The organism is Buttiauxella izardii (assembly GCF_003601925.1).
Classification (GTDB): Bacteria; Pseudomonadota; Gammaproteobacteria; order Enterobacterales; family Enterobacteriaceae; genus Buttiauxella; species Buttiauxella izardii.
In genome coordinates this window covers 196,520-216,630 of the sequence record NZ_QZWH01000022.1, presented here as the reverse complement: position 1 = coordinate 216,630, position 20,111 = coordinate 196,520, and the positions used below count along the sequence as shown (strand labels likewise).

Genomic DNA, 20,111 nt, shown 5'->3' with positions numbered 1-20,111 from the left:
CCGCCCACGGTGCCGGTCACACTGGTGGTCGGCTGCTGGCTTTCATGTGCATTGATTACATCATCAACCGCTATCGTGTCGATGGTGATGGTCGCTTCTGCTGCATAGTCCGGCGTGACAGTATGGTCTGCTGTGGCTTCCACGGTATTGCCTGCGCCGTCGGTGGCGGTAATGCTGGCGTGTACTTGCTGACCGTTCGCCAGGTCAGCGGTGTTGACATCAATGCTGTAACCCAGATGCCCGTTCGGCATCGGTTGCACTGTGCCGGTAAACTCATGGCCATTAACGGTCAGCGTCACCACGTCGTGCACCCGCGCATCGCCGCCCACGGTGCCGGTTACACTGGTGGTCGGCTGCTGGCTTTCATGTGCATTGATTACATCATCAACCGCTATCGTGTCGATGGTGATGGTCGCTTCTGCTGCATAGTCCGGCGTGACAGTGTGGTCTGCTGTGGCTTCCACGGTGTTGCCCGCGCCGTCGGTGGCGGTAATGCTGGCGTGTACTTGCTGACCGTTCGCCAGGTCCGCCGTGTTGACATCAATGCTGTAACCCAGATGCCCGTTCGGCATCGGTTGTACCGTGCCGGTGAAGTCATGGCCGTTGACCGTCAGGGTCACGGTATCGTTGAGTTTCGCATCGCCACCCACGTAACCACTGACCGCCGTTGTCGGCTGCTGACTTTCCTGCGCATTGATCACATCATCACCGGCAATCTGATTGATGGTGATGGTCGCTTCAGCATGAATATCAATGGCGACAGTATGATCGGCAGATGCCTGAGTCGTGTTTCCTGCCGCATCGGTAGAGGTTACGGTGGCATGAATATTCGGGTCCGCCAGCAGGCCCTGAGTGGAAACGTTAATCTGGTATCCGAGCTTGCCATCGGCCAGCGTAATGACTTCGCCGGTATATTCCTGGCCATTGACCGTTAACGTCACTTTGTCGCCGATGGAGGCATCCCCGGAAACATTGCCGTGGATTAGCGTATTTGTCTGGTGGGATTCATTGATGTTGATAACGTTGTCCGGCGTGACGCTATCAATGGTTATTTGGTCTTGCGGGCCATGAGTGTCTAACGCGGAGTCGGCGGTGCTGTGTGCTGTGCGCCCGGAAACATCCGTTGCCGTTGCCACCACGGTGATATTGCCATCCACCAAACCACTTAAATCGGGTTGGATTGTCCATTGTCCATTGTGGACAGGAACGTCCACCGTAATTGTATTATTTTGGCTATCGGTAAAAACAAGGATGACGTGATTTTGGTTACTGGTGCCGCTGACGGGGGTATGGTTTATTTCTTGTTTGTTAATGAAACCATCGTTACCGGCGAAATCGTCAATCTGAACAACAGGAGGGAGAACGGGGGAGGAACCGGAAGTGCTGCCATTCGTTAAACCATTCTCGGGTAAGATTAATTCCGAGCCTGGCGTTCCTATACCCAGGGTATTAAAACCGGCAGTTGGGTCAATAATTTTACCGGTCATATCCAACTGGACTAAGGTGTGCCCACCGCCGCCGCCTTCAATATGCACTGGTGGTTCGTTGCCCGCAGCCGTTGCTTCTAAAGCTTGCGTCGGGTCAGCGCCATCCGCAATGGCCTTTTGAACCGAGGCGATATCCTGCGTGTCGTGCTCTGTATTACTGACGGTGTTTAAGCCCTGTTCTGTCCAGTGGCTGTTGCGCCCGAGATCCAACGTTTTGCCATCTGGCAAAGCCACACTGACCGCACCACTGGCTCCGGTGACAATTTCTTCGCCACTGTAGATCCGGTCACCCTCTTTCAAAAGACGCTGCGAGCCATCTGCTTCAACGACATAAACCTGACCAACTATCGCTTTAATTACACCCAGTAAATTGCTCACAGAATCCTCTCTTGAATTTCTTCGTTATTTTTATAAAAAACAAATGAAAAAATTGATAACACTAATTTTTCATTTTCCAAACATTGCGGAGATATAAATAAATAGCCATTAATGGACATTTCCCAAATGAATTATTTTATTAATGTAGAAAAAAATACAGTTATTAAAACGTGATTCGCAGAAGCTTGACTGCGCGTTAAATATAATCAAAAATGACGGAAAGTGAAACATCACATTACAAAACATAAAATAAGACTTCATATGAAAGTCGCGTTTGATGTAATTAGATAAAACCCTCTTCGCTTGTTAATCAATATGATGTTTCGTGTTAAAAATATAAATGGATATAAAGCGTGATATAGGGATATCGTTAACGCGTGTCATTAAGGCTTCATAAAAATGCAGAAGTTTTTCCTTTTTATATTTGGTTTTTTATCAATACCCTGTGTTAACGCGGAAAGCTTACAGAATACCGTAGAGCAAGCCTTATCCACCCACCCTGAAGTTAATGCATCGGTCAACAGCCGTTATTCAGCTGAACAAGACTTGCGTGCCGCGCGTGGTGGCTATTTGCCTACGTTAAATTTGGATGCCGAAGCCGGGCAAAAAAATATTAACGATGCAACGACACGCGCAGGCGGCACCAACAAAGGGATGAATCTTTCCCCGAACGACGCGACGATTAACCTTAATCAGAATGTCTTTGATGGTTTCGCCACTTCAAGCGAAGTCGACCGCCAGAAAGCGACCGTAGATTCCCGGGCTTTTAGCGTACTGAACGTTAGCGAAAACACCGCATTCGAAGTGGTTCAGGCTTATCTTGATGTGCTGCAACGTCAGGAATATGTGCGCCTGGCCGAAGATGATTTGGCAAACCATGAACGCATCTATGACCAGATTCGTTTGCGTACCGATCAAGGCGTGGGCCGTTCTGGCGACTTAATGCAGGCGGAAGCGCGTCTGGCGCAGGCTCGCAATAATCTGCTAACCGAACAAACCAATCTTGAAGACGCGAATACCACGTTTGTGAGCGTCACCGGGCAACCGCCAGAAAACCTGAGCCTGCCTGAAAGTATTGATGCCATTTTGCCTAAATCGCTGGCCGACGCGAAACGCATTATGGAGTCCAACAGCCCGCTGCTGAAATCTGCCAATGCGGATATTGAAGCCGCTCGCCAGCAATATGAAGCGTCAAAATCAACGTTCTATCCACGCGTGGACGTGGAACTGGCTCGCAGTGTAAGCAATGACTCAGACACCACTCGCGCGCACTCTGAAGAGTGGCAGGCGATGGTGAAAATGCATTACAACCTTTACCAGGGCGGCAGTGATAAAGCGGCGATGCAGTCCCGTGCCTATTTGCAAAAACAAGCTCAGGATGTGCGCAACAATACCCTGCGCCAGATGAACCAGGAAATTGGCCTGGCATGGACAGCATTAAAAAATGCCCGCGACCAATTACCTGCCGCCGCTGATTATGCCGACCGCAGTGTAAAAGTCCGTACCGCTTATCAGGATCAATTTAGTTTAGGTGAACGTACTCTGCTGGATTTATTAGACAGTGAAAATGAAGTTTTTTCATCTAAGCGTCGTTTAGTGGAATTACGTTATCTGGAAATATCGAGTGCTTACCGAATTTGTGCGCGGATGGGTGAATTATTAAAAGCGCTTAAAATTAATGCCACACCCGCAGGTCAACCCATAGATTCGGCAGACAATAATTCTTTGCCAGAGCTTAATTAAGTATTCGGTATCCATGATGGATGACGCTACAAACGCATAACCGTTATTTCGTAGGCCGGATAAGCGTAGCGTCATCCGACAACAATTATTTCGCTCACCGACAAATCTCATCAATGAATTCACAAGTTGAACACATGAATACAATGTCAGAGGCTCCTCCCGTCGCGGAGTCGCATTATCATGATCCTCGCAGCCGCAATGACGATCCCTTGCTTGATTGCCTGCTCGTGCTTTGTTCTATACATGGAAAGTCCGCGAGTCGCTCAACGTTAAGCAGCGGGTTGCCGCTGGAAAACGATCGACTGACGCTGGCAATTTTACCGCGAGCCGCAGCTCGGGCGGGTTTAAAAGCGCGTGTGATTAAACGCACGCTCAATAAAATCCCGTCGATGTCACTGCCGGCGATTCTGCTGCTGCGTGATGGCGGTGCTGCCGTATTACTGGGCTGGAATGAAGACGGCAAAGCGCGCCTGATGCCAAGCGAAAGCGAAGGCGGCGAAATCACGCTTGATGCCGCACAGCTTGAGGAAACATACGCGGGCCAGGTGATTTTCGCCCATCCGCGCCATGAGTTTGATTTACAGTCTGAATCCTTCCTGCCGCGTACCAAATCATGGTTTAAAGACACGCTGAAACTCTCGCGCTTCCTGTATATGGATGCGGTGCTGGCCAGCTTGCTGATTAACTTGATTGCCCTCGGCACGCCACTGTTCACCATGAACGTGTACGACCGCGTTGTGCCCAACCAGGCCACGGTTACGCTGTGGGTTTTGGCGGTCGGCATTTGCCTGGCGTTCGTGTTTGATTTGATTTTAAAAATGCTGCGCGGCGTGTGTCTTGATATCGCCGGGAAAAAGAGCGACCTGATTATCTCTGCCACGCTGTTTGAGCGCATCACCGGCATGGAAATGAAAGCGCGCCCGGCTCGGGTGGGCAGCTTTGCGCAAAATATTCATGAGTTCCAGTCACTGCGCGATTTCCTCTCGTCGCTGACGCTCACCACGCTTATCGACCTGCCGTTTACCCTTGTGCTGTTGCTGGTTATCGGGATTATCGGCGGCGCGCTGGCCTGGATCCCATTGCTCACCTTCCCTATCGCGCTGGCGATTAGCTGGGCGTTGCAAAAACCGGTGAATGCCGCCGTTGCCAAAACCATGAGTCTGGCAAGCGAGCGCCAGGCGTTGCTGATTGAAACCCTCAGCGGCCTGGATGCGGTGAAAGTGAATAACGCGCAAAGCGAGCGCCAGTATCAGTGGGAACAGACGCTGGGCAGCTTGAGCCGCCTGGAACTGCGCGTGAAAACGCTGTCCAGTTTTGCCAGCAATCTTACCGGCTGGTTCCAGCAAATGGCTGGCGTGATTATGATTATCGTCGGCGTGTATATGATTATTAACGGCAAGCTGAGTATGGGTGGCCTGATTGCCTGCTACATGCTCAATGGTCGTGCGCTGATGCCGATGGGCCAGCTTACGGGGCTGATTGCCCGCTTCCATCAGGCGCGTCTGACCATCAAAAATACCGAACAAATGATGTCGATGCCGCAGGAACGCCGTGCTGATGAACATCCGCTTAAGCGCGAAACCTTCCGTGGCAGCATTGAATTCCGCGATGTGGATTTCAGCTATCCGGAGCAAAAAAATCCCTCGCTGCAAAAGATCAATCTGACGATTAATCCAGGCGAACGTGTGGGGATTATCGGCCGCAGCGGGTCGGGCAAAAGCTCACTCAGCAAGCTAATCATCAATCTTTATCAGCCTACCGCCGGGAATATTTTGATCGACGACGTGGACGCTCGCCAGCTAGATGTGAGTGATTTGCGCCATAGCATTGGCTACGTGCCGCAAGATATTCAGCTGTTTAACGGCTCGCTGCGCGATAACCTGGTGTTTGGCGCGCGCTATATCGACGATGAAACCATGCTGCGGGCGGCTGAAATCGCGGGCGTAAACGAGTTCGCTCGCGTCCATCCTGACGGTTACAACCTGCAAGTGGGTGAGCGTGGGATGCAGCTTTCTGGCGGGCAACGCCAGGCCGTTGCGCTGGCGCGTGCGTTGTTGCTTGAGCCGCCAATTCTGCTGCTGGATGAACCGACCAGCTCCATGGACAACACCAGTGAAGATAAAATTAAGCAGGCGCTGGTGCCATTCGTGGCAGATAAAACATTGTTACTTGTGACTCACCGAGCGTCGATGCTGACGTTGGTTGATCGCCTGATTATTGTCGATAAAGGACGCATTATTGCTGATGGCCCGAAAGCCATTGTTATGGATGCGCTGAAGAAGGGTCAAATCAATGCGTCTCGCTGAGTTTTTTAAAGATTTCCGTCAGCAAGCCCGCCAATATTTCCAGGGTCGTGATGAGAACCAGACGGATAATATTAACGAAGTGAGTCATGCACTTATTGATGATTCACCGCGCGTTATTCGTTTGACGCTGTGGACAATTCTGGCGTTAGTGGTGCTGTCATTCGTCTGGGCGGGCTTTGCTCAACTCGACGAAGTGACGCGCGGCGAAGGCAAGGCGATTCCCTCTTCACGACTGCAAAAAATACAGAACCTCGAAGGCGGTATTGTCACTGAGCTGTATGTTCACGAAGGGCAAATCGTTGATGCGGGCACGCCGTTACTGCACCTCGATGACACGCGATTTGCGTCGAACGTCGGCGAAACGGAAGCGGACAAGCTCGGCTTGCAGGCCAAGATTGACCGCCTGACCGCTGAAGCCCAGGGCAAAGATTTTGTTATCTCTGATGACATCATCAAAAAAGCCCCGGACGTGGCGAGCGGAGAGATGGATTTATTTAACAGCCGCCGCCGCCAGTTTAATGACGAAATCTCCGGGCTTCAGGAACAGTTAGTGCAGAAGGAACAGGAACTGCGCGACTTCCAGTCTAAACAGTCTCAATTCAAGCAAAGCCTGAACTTGTTGCAGCAAGAGATTAAAATGTCCGAACCGCTGCTGGCTTCCGGTGCGATTTCAAAAGTCGAGATCCTGCGTTTACGCCGCACCGAAGTGGAAACCAGAGGGCAGCTCGACTCGGTCACGTTGTCGATTCCAAAGTCGGCGTCCGAAGCAAAAGAGATTAAGAATAAGATTGGTGAAAGCACCAACCGCTTCCAGAGTGATGCCCTGTCGCAACTCAATGAAGCGCGCACAAATCTGAGCAAAGCTCAGGCTACGGGCAAAGCGCTTGAAGACCGCGTGAATCGCACCATGGTGGTTTCGCCGGTGCGCGGCATTGTGCAGCAGATTCTGGTTAACACCATTGGCGGCGTTATTCAGCCGGGGAGTGATTTGGTCGAAATCGTTCCGCTTGATGACAAGCTGCTGATTGAAGTGAAAATTCAGCCGCGTGATATTGCCTTCTTGCACCCAGGCCAGCACGCAATGGTGAAATTTACCGCTTACGATTACACCACTTACGGTGGTCTGGATGGTGAACTGGTGCAGATTAGCCCTGATACCGTGACCGATAAACAAGGCCATAGCTACTATGTCGCTCGCTTAAGAACGGATAAGAACTATCTTGGCCCGAAAGAACACCCGATGCTGATTATTCCGGGTATGGTCGCCTCGGTGGATATTCTGACCGGTAAGAAATCGATTCTGAGTTACCTGTTGAAACCGATTATTCGCGCGAAAGCGGAAGCCTTACGCGAGAGATAAAGAAGATAAAAAAAGCCGCAACGTTTATTCGTTGCGGCTTTTTTGTGAGCTTTATTGCTGGGATGTTTTCGTAGGTCGGTTAAGTGCAGCGTCAACCGACAGAATGAGTCAAATAGGTAGCCTACAAATTCAACGTAGCTAACTTCCCACGATTTAACGTCAACTTCTCTTCGTTGACTAACTCCTGCAAAACCTTATGAATAGCACTACGTGAAATATGGTTTCTACTTAAGATAAATGTATATACCGATGTTTTTTCACGAACGTCCGGCTCAAGCGACCAAATGTGTTTCACATGCTCAATCACGATTTCACGAATCGTTTTGTGAGAACGCAAATTTTCACGCTGGAAATAACGTTGCAGATGATTGGTTAAAATATCAAATGCGTGCATCCACAGGTTTTTTCGGGTAAGCATTTCATTAGCATTGGTGGCATTCATTACCCACATTTCGCAGTCGGTATCACAACGCAGATAATGAGACATCACATCATTACGCATTTGTGCCAGGCCAAGAATTGCCGGAGCCGTGAAGCTAACTGTGACCAGATCGTTTTCGACCCGGTATACAGAGATGGAACCTTTCTCAAGGTAAAATATGTTGCCATCTCTTCTCATTTCGATGCGCTGACGTTTTTTTCTTAATGAGAAATAGGCGTTCTCAGATTTTTTTATCTCGTCTCCGATGAGCATTACGGATTCATCAAAATTAGCAGTCAACATCAGCTTCTCTTACTCGTGTTATGGATTGAGTTTATCTCCTGCAACAATGCAAAGGAGACCGCCCTAAGACAATGATAACTCATGGCTAGTTGTGTATATCAATATAGGACATAACGACAAACCTGTGCTTGATAAGCCTAAGTTGCCAGGATTGTAAAATGGTGGCTTGAAAAGAAACACACCATTAATGTAAAAAATGGAAATTAATAACGCGATAATATTATTATATTTATAATAAGTAACGCCCTGTATTACTCGCTTCAAAATTAGATAGTGAGTAAAGGCGACTGAAATACTCAGGTATTAAATGGTGCTGGAAAAAAATTACACAGTTGAGAAATCGCAATCTCATACTGCTGCGTCAGCGATTATATTTATTAATGGACATTGACGTCATTTTTTTAATCTTTCTGGCGGGATCTTTCTCTTTGTCATGAAAAAAGAATCATCTAAAATATGTATATCATTGTTTTTGCTGTGTTTTTCATGTTTTAAAAGAGTGATTTATTTGTTATACAATTTGTATTCACAGAAAGAGACGGTGAAAAGTGAGTAAAGCCGCTAAAACACAGGTTCATCCCTCCCCCGTTATGCTTATAATGGATACGTCAAAAACCTGCCTGAGTTAACGAGAGTACTGGCAACATGTCTGAAGCAGATAATTTATGTTATCTCATTGAAAATAAAATATTATTTCTTCCTGAGAAGCAGAGCCTTGTGCATGTTGAAAGTCATGAACAGATAAAACTCAAGCCGACCGCCTCACTGTGTCTGTTGTTATTGCTCAGAAATCATGGCGAGATCGTCACGCAGAATGAATTGCTCGCTTTTGCGTGGGGGGAAAGCCACAGGCAAGTTAGTTTTAATGCTTTTTACCAAAGTATTCTCTCTTTGCGAAAGTCGTTCCTGCAAATGAATGTGGATAAGCAAATTATCACCACCATTCCGCGCAAAGGGTTAGTCATTCAACAAGAAATAACCATAGAAAAAAAGCGTGATAACGTTATTGAGGCCGAACCGGCTACCTTGCCGTTAGAAATCCCTGAAGAAATATCGCCCATAATCGTTAGCAAGATAAAGCGTTCACTATTAACCCCGGCAGAAGCGCTCATTATTATAGTGACCCTATTTATTGTCGGTGTACTTCTTTATCCACGAATGAAAAACGAACAATATTTTTCAGGCTATGTTGCCGCCAAGCAATATGCCGGCCAATGCCACTATTTTTTAAATGATGATGCCAGCGATCATACTCGCCATGATGACTTCATCAAGAAACATCCCGAGATGTGTAGCAACGATAAATACCTTTATATCACCGCTTATCCTGAAACAAAGAACATCTCGATAATCCTGTGCACTACGCGCATGGAGTTGTCACATGATAACTCTTGTCAGTCCGTCTATTATCCCCGGTACGATAGTTAATGAAGATACTCGCAGCGATTACCGCTTTGAGAATGCAGACACGCGTCATCTTTTTGGCCTGTGTCGCCATTCTTGCAAGCCTGGCTATATCCCTTTATCTGCCCGCAGAAAACGAGAATCCCCATAATCTGGTTTGCCGGGCGACATTACAGATAGTCAGAGATAACGCGTCGTTTCGCGGGATTGTCGATTTTAAATCCGGAGAAGGTAAAGGCATCGCGCACATTAACGGCATCATTGACGCCAATCCGCAGGAAGATTACACCGTCCAGCGCACTATCCTCTTTACCCATACCGATTACGGCCTGAGTCCGGTGTGGATATCCCGGCAAATTGTTATCTCAAACCGGGAAACCGTGCCGCCAGATGTGCTCAAGCAATTCCTTCCTGACTTTTATTTGAAGAACTCAGGCGTGACCGATATAGATATTTTTGCGCTGAACAAAGATGCCAATCTCATCACCCGGGAAGGTGTCCCATACCTTTATTGCCAAAAATACCAGCTTCCCGAAGACGAGTGATTTTCGTTTAAAGACCACACCAAGATAAAGCTTAAGGATAATTTACTTAAGCTTCCCTTCCCCGGCAAAAATGCTATCAATTTCACTTTTCACCTCATAACACTCTTTAGATCTAAAAACACCTGATGAATATACTGTTCAGACCAGATTAGCTCGGCTAATAATATGAAATACTTTGTACATAATAATAACCTTGCCACTCATAAATAATAACATCACAATAGATTACACCGATCTGTCTCTTATGAATTGATCACCCAGACCTATCAATTGCACCTATTAATTATTAGCTATTGATCGTCAATACCGATCTATGTTTATATTTCATACATTAAACGCTGAGTTTATGCCGCTGACATCCAGACATCTGAACCCTATATTTTCTCTTTACTTCCATTATCCGAACTGATGAATCATGAGCATTGTAATTAAGAAGAAATATTAAAGTGTTTAGCTAATTATTAGATGACATGTCTTTCTAAAGCGCCTAGAAAATTTAATCCTGCAATCATTTACCCCTAAAAAATCATAACCAAACGGTGGTTTTAACAATGGTACGTGTGTGGTTTCATAACAATTTTATTTATCAATTGAACACCAGTAAGGCATTGCTGTTTAACAACAATATCGTTAAATCTATAGTCGCCAGTTCGCTAGCTATTGTTCCCTTTGCCATTATTCGCGCCCTGCTGCTGGTCTGCTCTGTAATATCTGGTTATGTGGGATGGCACGCTTTTGCCAGTTGGTTGGATCAATTACAACAAACGCTTATGGATTTCATGCCAATCCTGATGAATGCATTTATGGCATTACATTGGGCAATTCGGAATCGGCGTTCCGTTACTCACTTCCTTACCGTCAATATATGTAGTCTGCTATTTATAAGCCGCGCAATCAGTGATGACCGACTGTTCTTTCTCGATATCTCCATTCCAATCGCACTTTTCTCCGGGATTATCGTTAATTATTTTTTAGACAGGTTTATTGCTCAGGTTGACAAGCAACTCGGGGCGCAGACAAAAAATATAAAAAATACGGTCTTGTTCTTTTTCTCCATTTTAATTATTTCATTTTGCACTTTCGTTATCAGCTTTCTGGCGCATCACCTGTTTTCACTGGTGCCGGGCTATATCGAAAACGCCTTACAACACAGCTACCCCACCACCTTTTCCACCGGCCTGCTCTATATCGTGCTGCGATGTATTCCCTGGTTTTTCGGTTTACACGGCTATTTTTTGTTTTCCGATATTGATGCCAACTTTCTTGCTGAAGCTCAGGCGAACATTTTGGCGTGGCAGGCCGGGCACGCAGATCTGAATATTCTAAGCCCTGAGTTTTACAACATCTGGTGCACTATCGGCGGCACGGGAAGCACGCTGAGTATGTTGCTGTGCATTATCTTCACCCGGGATAGTTCTCACCGCCATATCATCGGCCCGTCGCTACCGCTGGCCATTTTTAATATCAACGAACCGCTGATTTTTGGCCTGCCGATTGTGATGAACCCGGTGCTGATCATCCCGTTTATTCTGGTGCCGATGGTTTCATACATCATTGCTTATACAGCGACCGCCTGGCATCTGGTGCCAGCGATTTCAGTCGCCGTAAACTGGAGCGTGCCGCCGATAATCAGCACATGGATAGGGACCAATGGCTCAATTGCCGCCATCATTCTGAATCTAATGATTATTGCGGTAGGAATGCTGATTTATGCCCCCTTCCTGCAACGCTGGAAAATCAGTACCAAAAACAATCCGCAGCAGCATTTATTCTTGCCGCCGACCAACCTTGAGTTGATGCCTAACCATCGTAAACTCAAGGAAGAAAAAGAGTATATGGAGGCGCTTGATCATGTGCATCAACTGCAATCTAGCGGGAACTTCATTCTCTATTTCCAGCCTCAGGTGCGGCTTTCAGACCGGCGTATTATTGGGATGGAAGCGCTGATTCGCCACAGAAGTAATAATGGAAAAATTTCGCCGCCGACGTTTTTACAATATTACGACCGCCTGAATGCCATGGCAGATATTGATTTTTGGGTGATGGAACAGGCGGTCAGTTATCTTCGCCAGCATTTAAGCCATTACACCGGGATGACGCTATCCGTCAACGTGTCACCACAGACGTTGGTAGACAAGCGATTATTTAATGTTATTTCGCGTATTTTAAGCGAGCCTTTGCCTGCTGGCTGGGATCTTGAAATTGAAATTACCGAGTCGCAGGCGGTGAATGCGCCGGAACAGGTGGCCGATATCCTTGCTCAATTGAAACTGCGCGGGATTAAAATTGCTCTTGATGATTTTGGTGCGGGCTACTCTACGCTCAACTATTTGACTCGCTACCCACTCGACAAAATCAAGCTCGATCGCTCTTTGGTTCAAGGGTTGGGTAAAAAAGGAGGATTACAGTTCCTCAGACAAGTCACAAAGTTATGCCATACCACCCAATGCCATGTTGTGATTGAAGGTGTCGAAACGGAAGATGAGTTGCGCCAGATTCTCATTGAAGGTGTTGAAACAGAACAGGAAATGGCGCTGGTGCAGTCGGCAGGAATTGAACTGGCTCAAGGCTTTTTGTTTTGGCGTCCTTTGCCGATAGATGAAATATGCCTGGTACTGGAGAAAAATAACTTATCCAAAAAAGAACAGGAAATAGAACCCGACTGAAAAATTACAGCCTGATTTCTTGAGTGCAAAAAAGACAACTCACCAATGGGTTGTCTTTTATTCCCTCAAATAATAAAAATATCTTGAAGATTATAAACACATCGATATTATCCAACGGCAATTTCAGATTATAATAAACATGTATGCCTACCCAGAGTAAATTTTAAGTTAAAAATGTTATTTAATTATGATGTTTCGTTAGTCCTGCTCGCTGTCATTATTGCGTGCCTGGCTTTTTATGTCTCTTTTTGGCTATGTAAAGCGGGTGCTCGTAAAAAACATTACTGCTGGCCTTTATTAAGCGGCCCTATAATGGGTTGTGGCATTTGGGTTTTACACTATATGGTGATGCAGGCGCATCATCATAGCCACGTAATTAATTATAACCTTCACAAAACACTGGCCTCTCTCATACTCGCCATGACGGGTTGCACACTGGGTTTTGGCTGTTTTTTATTCAGAAAATTACGCAGAAAACATTACCTTCTTCCTGCATTACTATTTTCTACGACTGCGGCATCCATGCATTATCTGGGCATGATGGCTGTCATGAATCCAGGTAGCATGCATATTGGCAATATTAATGTTGCCCTGTCGTTGATAGTTATTTTTGTCACTTCGTTAATTATGTTGCGCTTAACTCATATGATGTTAGTGATGTCGAGTAAAAATGATAGTTATGCAAATTTCTATCGACTCGGTGCAACTCTTGCTTTGTGTACAGGTGTCGCGGTAATGCATTTTCTGGGCACCTGTGATGTCAATATGGACTCCATCGCTACAGCGTCCATGTCTATGAATCCTGACGATCATATTGAGAATACCATCGCGATGATACTCGTCGTGCTTGTCGTGCTGGTCATTACGATATCTATATTCATTTGGTTTGTTAATTTTAAAGAACATTTAAGTAATGAACTTCTCAAGCGAGAGTTAATTGCCAAGAATTTGCAGTTACAGAAAATGACCCAGCACGATTCCCTGACCCAGTTACCGAATCGCTTTTATCTACAAAAACATTTGGAAATGCAAATGGGGAACCTGATAGAGCCGCTGCACATTTTGTTTCTTGATCTCGATGGATTCAAACGTGTGAATGATGTCTGGGGTCATGCCATCGGCGATGAATTATTGATCAAAATTTCGCAAACACTCAGAGATGTTGTTGGTGATGAAGGTTTTGTAGCAAGAATCGGTGGCGATGAATTTATCATCGTGGTGAGCCAAAGAGAAAAAGAAGCGGTTATACAGCTTGCGCAAAAAATACTCTCTCAAGTTTCTGGTAACTACGAGCTATCAGCGACCAGGATAGATTACTTATCGGCAAGTATAGGAATTTCTATTTTTCCGGAGCACGGACAGGAAGTGGCAACCCTGTTGAAAAAAGCAGATACCGCTATGTACTACATTAAAAAACGAAGTAAAAACAATGTGATATTTTATGATGAAAAAGAAATGATATTACCCACCTGACAACAATTCGCGAACTGAATTGTATAAAAAGTAACGATAGCAGAGTATGAAAAATACTCATTCTTAAGCAATGGATGCTTGTAATCATTCCAGTAACTGGAATTTGTGAATAAAAGCTGACATTGATGATGCAAATTTCTTCGCTTTATAACAAATACAAAGATAAATGGTGGGTGCTCCCACTGATTCTGCCCTTCGTGCTTTATCCCATTACTCAGCGCCTGAGTACATATGGCGATGTTGATGGCTTTGAAATTCCATTAATTTATTTAAATATGGCTCTAATGACCGTACTTACCATGATTTATGGTATTAAGGCCATTCCGGGAATCGTTCTGTGTGTATTTTATCGGGTCTATCCGGATCGCGGATTTGAACCTGCCCTGATGTCGATTGTGCACTACTTTACGTCAATCGTGATCAGTTGTGCCGGTTATTACTACTTTACTGGGAAAAGAGGACTGGCCAGTTTCGGGCGTTTTAACTTGACCTGGCAGCGTATATTTTGGCTTGTATTTATTAACACCACCCTATTCTTAAATTATTTCCAGGCGGTGCTTTACCTGGGGTTATTTGGGGGGTATGACAAGATGATGTACGTTAACCCGCTGTCGACACGTACATTAATTAACTATCACGCCATGCTTGTGGGGAATATGATCGGATTACCCATGCTTTATCTGGTTATCCGCTCGTTTAGAACGCCCACTTATTTGATCAAATACGTTAAAAAAATACGCGATCAGGTTGCTGATGACTTAAGTACGGTAGAGCTTATCTGTTTATTCGCGGCACTTATCCTGCTGACTGCGCTGATGGTTTACCCTGAAAACCACACATTCACGCTAATGAACTCCGTCTACACACTGACATTGCTGCTGCCAGTAATGATCTGGGGAACACTGCGCCTGGGGCACGCTGCGATCTCGCTCGTATGGTGGGTAATAGTTATCGTATTATGCATTAAATATCAGAGTTATATTCCCAGCGGTGTTGATTACAAACTCCATCTTGCGATAGCAACATCTTGCTTCTCTGCATTTTCGATAACCATTACCTTAATGGCTATAAACATCTCTCGCCAGAGAGCATTGAACCTTAAAACCAAACGATTGATGAGTATTGATCCTCTGGTTCATTTACCTAACTTGCTGGCTCTGGGTACCGATTTAAAAACCAACACTATATCCATTTTGTGTCAGCTCTATATGCCAGATCTCGAATTATTGGGTCGCCATTATGGCTTGCAGATGCAGGTGCAATACAAACAGCAACTGGCTCAATTTTTAAACCCCGTTCTACAGGACGATGAGCTTATTTATATTAGCTCAGGCCATGACTTAATTGTGCGCATGTCCCCGCTGAATGCGGAAAAGCGAATCAATGAGCTTTATAATAAAGCTAAAAAATTCCGTTTTATCCGTGATGGGGTGAAAATTTATCCTCAGATTGGCTGTAGCTACTGCATCATTAATTATCCTGTTGGACATTTGTATTTGTTAATAGGTGAGTTGCGCACGCTGGCTGAAATTTCACTCACCACAAATTTACCCATTGATATGCGTAAAAACAGTAGTCGCCAGGTGCAGAATCAGGTTAAAACCAAAGTTGATATGATGAATCAACTTCAACGTGCGCTTGAACTAAACCGGTTCATTTTGATGGTTCAACCTATTGAGAACATAAAAGGCGAACGCTATCACGAAGTGTTACTGAGAATGCGTGGCAATAATGACGAAATTATCTTCCCGGATACCTTCCTGCCGCTGGCCCATGAGTTTGGCATGTCTTCCAGCATCGATCTCTGGGTGTTGAATAACACCATGAAGTTTATGGATAACACTCGTCATTCACAGCCGAATCAACGATTTGCAATCAACCTGACACCAGCATCCATTTGCCGCTCAGATATGGCAAATCTCATTGAAAGACTGTTAATCCAGCATGGCATTGCGCCGGAGCAAATCGTTCTGGAAGTGACAGAAACAGATGAACTGACCAACAATGTACAGGCAGAAAAAACCCTTGATGCCTTGCAACGCCTGGGCTGCAAAATTGCCATCGATGATTTTGGCACCGGTTATGCCAGCTATGCCCGCCTGAAAAATATGCGTGCCGATATACTCAAAATTGACGGCAGCTTCATTCACAAAATCAATTCCAGCGAGATGGACTACAAGATTGTGCAGTCGATTTGCGAGCTGGCGCGCATGAAGAACATGACGTTGGTGGCGGAGTTTGTTGAAACCGAAGAGATTCGCCATACCCTATTCCGCATGGGGATAGATTATGTTCAGGGCTATTTGATTGGTAAACCGGCACCGATTGAGAGCATTGAAGCAAGAGTTTGAATTTGAATAGATTGAAAGTGCTTGAAGTTTGGAGCGGGTGAAGGGAATCGAACCCTCGTATGCAGCTTGGGAAGCTGCCGTTCTACCATTGAACTACACCCGCTTTGAAGTGCGTAGGCATTATAGACGTTCAGCTTTCGCTGGCAAGCGTCTTTTGAGTTTATGTGATGGATTATTAAGCGATTGTTTTTAGAGAAAAGGGGAAACCAAATGGTTTCCCCTTCTTTTTTAAGCCTGACTCAGCGCTTTTTTCGGGAACACAAACAGCGCCACGATTGGGGAAACAACCATTAGCGCAAATACCCAGCTAAAGCCCATTGTGAAGCCGCCCGTCATATCAATGGACCAGCCAATCAACTGGCTATTCACCGTCGCGATAAGAAATGTGCAGACCCAAAATGTAGACATGGTGTAGGTCACGGTCTGGGTATTGGCACCTTTTAGCGTCTCTTTTGGAATGGAGAAGATGAAGGCAAACCAGGTCGCAAACACGAAACCGGTCAGGAACGAGCAAGTCAAAATCAGAATATCGTTGGTGGCGAACAACATGATAAAAGTGGTAATCGCCATCACGATGCTGGTGTTAAACAGCCAGTTTTTGTAATGGTAGCCGCGAGCTTTGCAGAACGGACCGGCAATGGCGCCCAGCATAATTCCCACCTGGTTTACCGTGCCGCTCAGATGAGCGTGAGATTCTGGCGGCAGGTGCGCGTATTTCGCGTAGTACAGCGGCAGGAAAGTGAACATGAAAATCATCATGATCATCGCACCGGTATACTGGGCAATCATGCCCCACACCACGCGGTTAAATACGGCATCTTTCAGGACGCGCATTTTGTCCGCACTTTCTGTATTACTGGTTTTGACCGCAACCACTTCTTCATCGGTAAAGAAGATAAGCCACACCGCGCCCAGCGCCAGTGTTATCACGCCATAAACCGCCAGCAGATTTCTCCAGCCGCCAAAGAACATCGACAGGCTGCCCGCTAACGTCAGCGCGATAATCGTGCCGATGATATTAGAGGTGCAGTTCAGGCTGTTCAGCGCAGAGGCGGTTTTATTGTCGAAGAAGCGCGCCACGGTTGGCACCAGCGATACCAGGCAAATTGCCCCGCCAAGGCCGCCCATAAAGCGAATCACCAGCAGCAGGTCGAAGTTGTTGGTCCACGGGATGAATATCGATAACCCCGTCAGCACGCAACCTAAAAGATAGGACTTCTTAGCACCAAGTTGCGCGGTCAAAATCGACGTGCAGAAAGCCCCCAGAATTTTGGCCCACAAAATCACGTTCGACATTAATGCCGCGTGTGAAACGTCGATATTAAAATCGGCCATGATTTGCGGCATTACCGCGCCAGTCGTCGCCCAGGCCGCACCAAATACCATGTAGACGGCGTACAAAACAAACTCAATTATCCACTTATTCACGCAGTCACCTTTTGAGCGCTCAGAGCAACGATTTCCAGCAGCATTTCACTGGCCAGACGCAGAGATTCCGCAGGCAGAAACTCTTTGGTTGAATGGAAATTATGAGCACCGGTAAAGATGTTCACGGTAGGTAAACCGGCTGGAGTGATCACGCTGCCGTCGTAGCCGCCACGCATAATTAACGGCTTCGGTTCGATTCCCAGATTGCGCATCGCTTGCTGCACGCTGGCAATTATCTCCGGTTTTTTATCCAGACCCGCTTTGACATTATCGTAGGTATCCGACAACTCCAGCGTGATATTTTCGTGACCGTAGCGTTTTTGCAACTGTTCGGTAATTGAACGCAATGTTGCTTTTCTATTCTGATAGCCGTCAATTTCAAAATCGCGTAGGGCAATTTCAAGCGACGCGCTGACGGTATTCCCGGTGATTTTATTTACCCAGAAATAGCCTTCACGTCCTTCAGTTAATTCAGGACGTTCGGCTTCAGGTAATGCGTTAATCACTTCATTGGCGATTAATAACGCATTAACCAGTTTGCCTTTGGCGCTCATTGGATGAGCAGTCACGCCCTTAAAGGTCATTTTTGCGCTGCCTGCATACCAGTTTTCAACCACATATTCACCGATACCGCAACAATCGAGGCAAATACCAAAGTCGGCATTTAATTCGGCTACGTTTAATGCTTTGGCTCCGCGAATACCAATTTCTTCATCCGGTAGTAATACCAGTTTGATATCACCATGCTTAAAGTCTGGTGTCGCAAGCATATAGCAAATGGCCTCGACGCCAGCGGCAATCGCGGCTTTGTCGTCAGCGCCCAACAGGCTGGTGCCATCGGTGGTGATGATATCCTGGCCGACGTAGTTCAACAGTTCCGGGAACGCCTCAACGGCAATCACTTCGTCCGTGGCAGGCAGCACAATGTCTGTACCCGCGTAGTTTTTGACACGAACAGCATGCGTGTCATTCGCGTTATCTGGCGCGGTGTCGAGGTGCGCAAAAAACACAATCGCGGGCATGCCCGGGCAGTTCGCCGGCAGGCTCAAAACGGTAATCGCGTTCTCATTCACCGTGGCTTGAATATCACTAACATCAGCAAATTCACTGGCGACAAGTTGCGCTAATTTGTACTGATTTTCACAGCTCGGTAATTGTTGATTATCTGGAACGGAAGTGGTGTTAATTGTTGTATACCTGATAAAGGTATTTATTATTTGGTCTGCATTGATACGTGTTGTCATTATTTGCTACTCACCATTAACATTGAATGGTTGGTAAATATCATAATTGCATCAACCTCGTTATATTCGTTATAACTCAGTTGTTATTTTGCAAAATATTAACCATTCATATTATGAATCGAAGTGTTTAGCATTATTAGTCAGGAAAGGGGGGTAATGCGTGATAGAGATCAAGTGGAAGGGGATTTATTAAAAGCCAGATTAGCTCTGGCTTTTAATTATTAGCAAGAAGGTTTGCTGCCCATCGGCGGTAAATAACGCTGTGGATCAATCGCGTTTGCCCGATAGCGAATCTGGAAATGGAGATTCACAGAGTCTGAACCGCTGCTGCCCATGGTGGCAATTTTCTGCCCGGCAGTGACTTTCTGGCTGGTGTTCACCAGTGTCGTTTCGTTGTGCGCGTAGGCGGTGATGTACTCTTCGTTATGTTTGATCATCACTAAGTTGCCGTAACCACGAAGCTGATTACCGACGTAAACCACGGTGCCTGCGGCGGACGCGTAAATCGGTTGCCCGCGTTTGCCTGCGATATCAATGCCTTTGTTTCCGCCATCGCTATCGGAGAACGGCACAATGACCTTGCCTGTTGTCGGCCAGCGCCAGCATTTTGATCCAACCGGTGGGGCTGCCACTTTCGCAACGCTGCTTGTCGATGAGGTTCGTGATTTTGAATTTTTCGCTACTGCGGTTTTCTTCGATGAAGAAGAACCTGAGCTGCTTTTCACGCGGATTTTTTGCCCAATTTCCAGCGTGTACGGGGCTGAAATGCCATTGAGCCGCGCCAGTTCGCCGACGCTTGAGCCAGTCATGCGCGAAATTTTGGAAAGGGTATCGCCACGTTTGACGGTATAAACCGAGCCGCTGTAGCTGCCCGAGGAACCTTGAGAAGTGCCCGCTTTGTTCGATGAGCAAGCGACGAGAAACAGGCCCAGGAGCAGGACGATGGCATTAAGTGACCATTTTCTGACTGTGCTTTCCTTGCGCAAACCAATCCTCTGAATA

At 46.4% G+C, this 20,111-nt stretch carries 13 protein-coding genes and 1 tRNA gene; 8 read left to right on the top strand and 6 right to left on the bottom strand.

The genetic code is table 11. From position 1 onward, the window contains the following. On the bottom strand, positions 1 to 1,865 hold a 1,865-nt coding region (locus tag D6029_RS11750), incomplete at its 3' end, for a retention module-containing protein (RefSeq protein WP_120064932.1). A 399-nt stretch (positions 1,866 to 2,264) separates the two neighbouring features. On the opposite strand from D6029_RS11750, the gene D6029_RS11745 reads away from it, so the two are divergent. The 3 genes from D6029_RS11745 (at position 2,265) to D6029_RS11735 (ending at position 7,274) form a co-directional block, all read left to right on the top strand. Then, positions 2,265 to 3,608: a TolC family outer membrane protein gene (locus D6029_RS11745; protein ID WP_120064931.1), complete on the top strand. Its 1,344-nt coding sequence runs from the start codon at positions 2,265 to 2,267 to the stop codon at positions 3,606 to 3,608. A 134-nt stretch (positions 3,609 to 3,742) separates the two neighbouring features. Next, on the top strand, positions 3,743 to 5,914 hold the full coding sequence (locus D6029_RS11740; protein WP_244212406.1) for a type I secretion system permease/ATPase: 2,172 nt from the start codon (positions 3,743 to 3,745) through the stop codon (positions 5,912 to 5,914). Then, positions 5,901 to 7,274: an HlyD family type I secretion periplasmic adaptor subunit gene (locus tag D6029_RS11735; protein ID WP_120064929.1), complete on the top strand. Its 1,374-nt coding sequence runs from the start codon at positions 5,901 to 5,903 to the stop codon at positions 7,272 to 7,274. Before D6029_RS11740 ends, D6029_RS11735 begins: the two co-directional genes overlap by 14 nt. Before the next feature lie 121 nt (positions 7,275 to 7,395). Here the strand turns inward: D6029_RS11735 and D6029_RS11730 are convergent, their stop codons facing one another. After that, positions 7,396 to 7,998 (bottom strand): helix-turn-helix domain-containing protein, encoded by a 603-nt coding sequence (locus tag D6029_RS11730; RefSeq protein ID WP_120064928.1) that lies wholly within the window; start codon positions 7,996 to 7,998, stop codon positions 7,396 to 7,398. A 645-nt stretch (positions 7,999 to 8,643) separates the two neighbouring features. Here D6029_RS11730 and D6029_RS11725 point away from each other — a divergent pair. From D6029_RS11725 to D6029_RS11705, 5 genes are all read left to right on the top strand, one after another. Beyond that, complete coding sequence (locus D6029_RS11725; RefSeq protein ID WP_120064927.1) at positions 8,644 to 9,426, top strand: winged helix-turn-helix domain-containing protein; 783 nt, start codon at positions 8,644 to 8,646, stop codon at positions 9,424 to 9,426. Then, positions 9,426 to 9,947, top strand: coding sequence for a hypothetical protein (locus D6029_RS11720; RefSeq protein WP_120064926.1), 522 nt, complete (start codon positions 9,426 to 9,428; stop codon positions 9,945 to 9,947). Before D6029_RS11725 ends, D6029_RS11720 begins: the two co-directional genes overlap by 1 nt. A gap of 539 nt (positions 9,948 to 10,486) precedes the next feature. After that, positions 10,487 to 12,613: an EAL domain-containing protein gene (locus D6029_RS11715; RefSeq protein WP_147365232.1), complete on the top strand. Its 2,127-nt coding sequence runs from the start codon at positions 10,487 to 10,489 to the stop codon at positions 12,611 to 12,613. Between the two features lie 174 nt (positions 12,614 to 12,787). Next, complete coding sequence (locus D6029_RS11710; RefSeq protein WP_120064924.1) at positions 12,788 to 14,086, top strand: sensor domain-containing diguanylate cyclase; 1,299 nt, start codon at positions 12,788 to 12,790, stop codon at positions 14,084 to 14,086. A gap of 125 nt (positions 14,087 to 14,211) precedes the next feature. Beyond that, a complete protein-coding gene (locus tag D6029_RS11705; protein ID WP_120064923.1) occupies positions 14,212 to 16,437 on the top strand; it encodes an EAL domain-containing protein in 2,226 nt (741 codons plus the stop codon). A 29-nt stretch (positions 16,438 to 16,466) separates the two neighbouring features. Here D6029_RS11705 and D6029_RS11700 read toward each other — a convergent pair. The 4 genes from D6029_RS11700 to actS all read right to left on the bottom strand — a co-directional run bounded on the left by D6029_RS11700 (position 16,467) and on the right by actS (position 20,095). Next, positions 16,467 to 16,540: transfer RNA gene (locus D6029_RS11700), tRNA-Gly, on the bottom strand. 125 nt (positions 16,541 to 16,665) lie between these two features. Next, complete coding sequence (locus D6029_RS11695) at positions 16,666 to 17,865, bottom strand: MFS transporter (RefSeq protein WP_120064922.1); 1,200 nt, start codon at positions 17,863 to 17,865, stop codon at positions 16,666 to 16,668. Beyond that, positions 17,862 to 19,109, bottom strand: coding sequence for a peptidase T (pepT, locus tag D6029_RS11690; RefSeq protein WP_120064921.1), 1,248 nt, complete (start codon positions 19,107 to 19,109; stop codon positions 17,862 to 17,864). The genes D6029_RS11695 and pepT overlap by 4 nt, the downstream gene beginning before the upstream one ends. 221 nt (positions 19,110 to 19,330) lie before the next feature. Then, complete coding sequence (gene actS, locus D6029_RS11685; protein WP_120064920.1) at positions 19,331 to 20,095, bottom strand: amidase activator ActS; 765 nt, start codon at positions 20,093 to 20,095, stop codon at positions 19,331 to 19,333. Positions 20,096 to 20,111 lie beyond the last annotated feature (16 nt).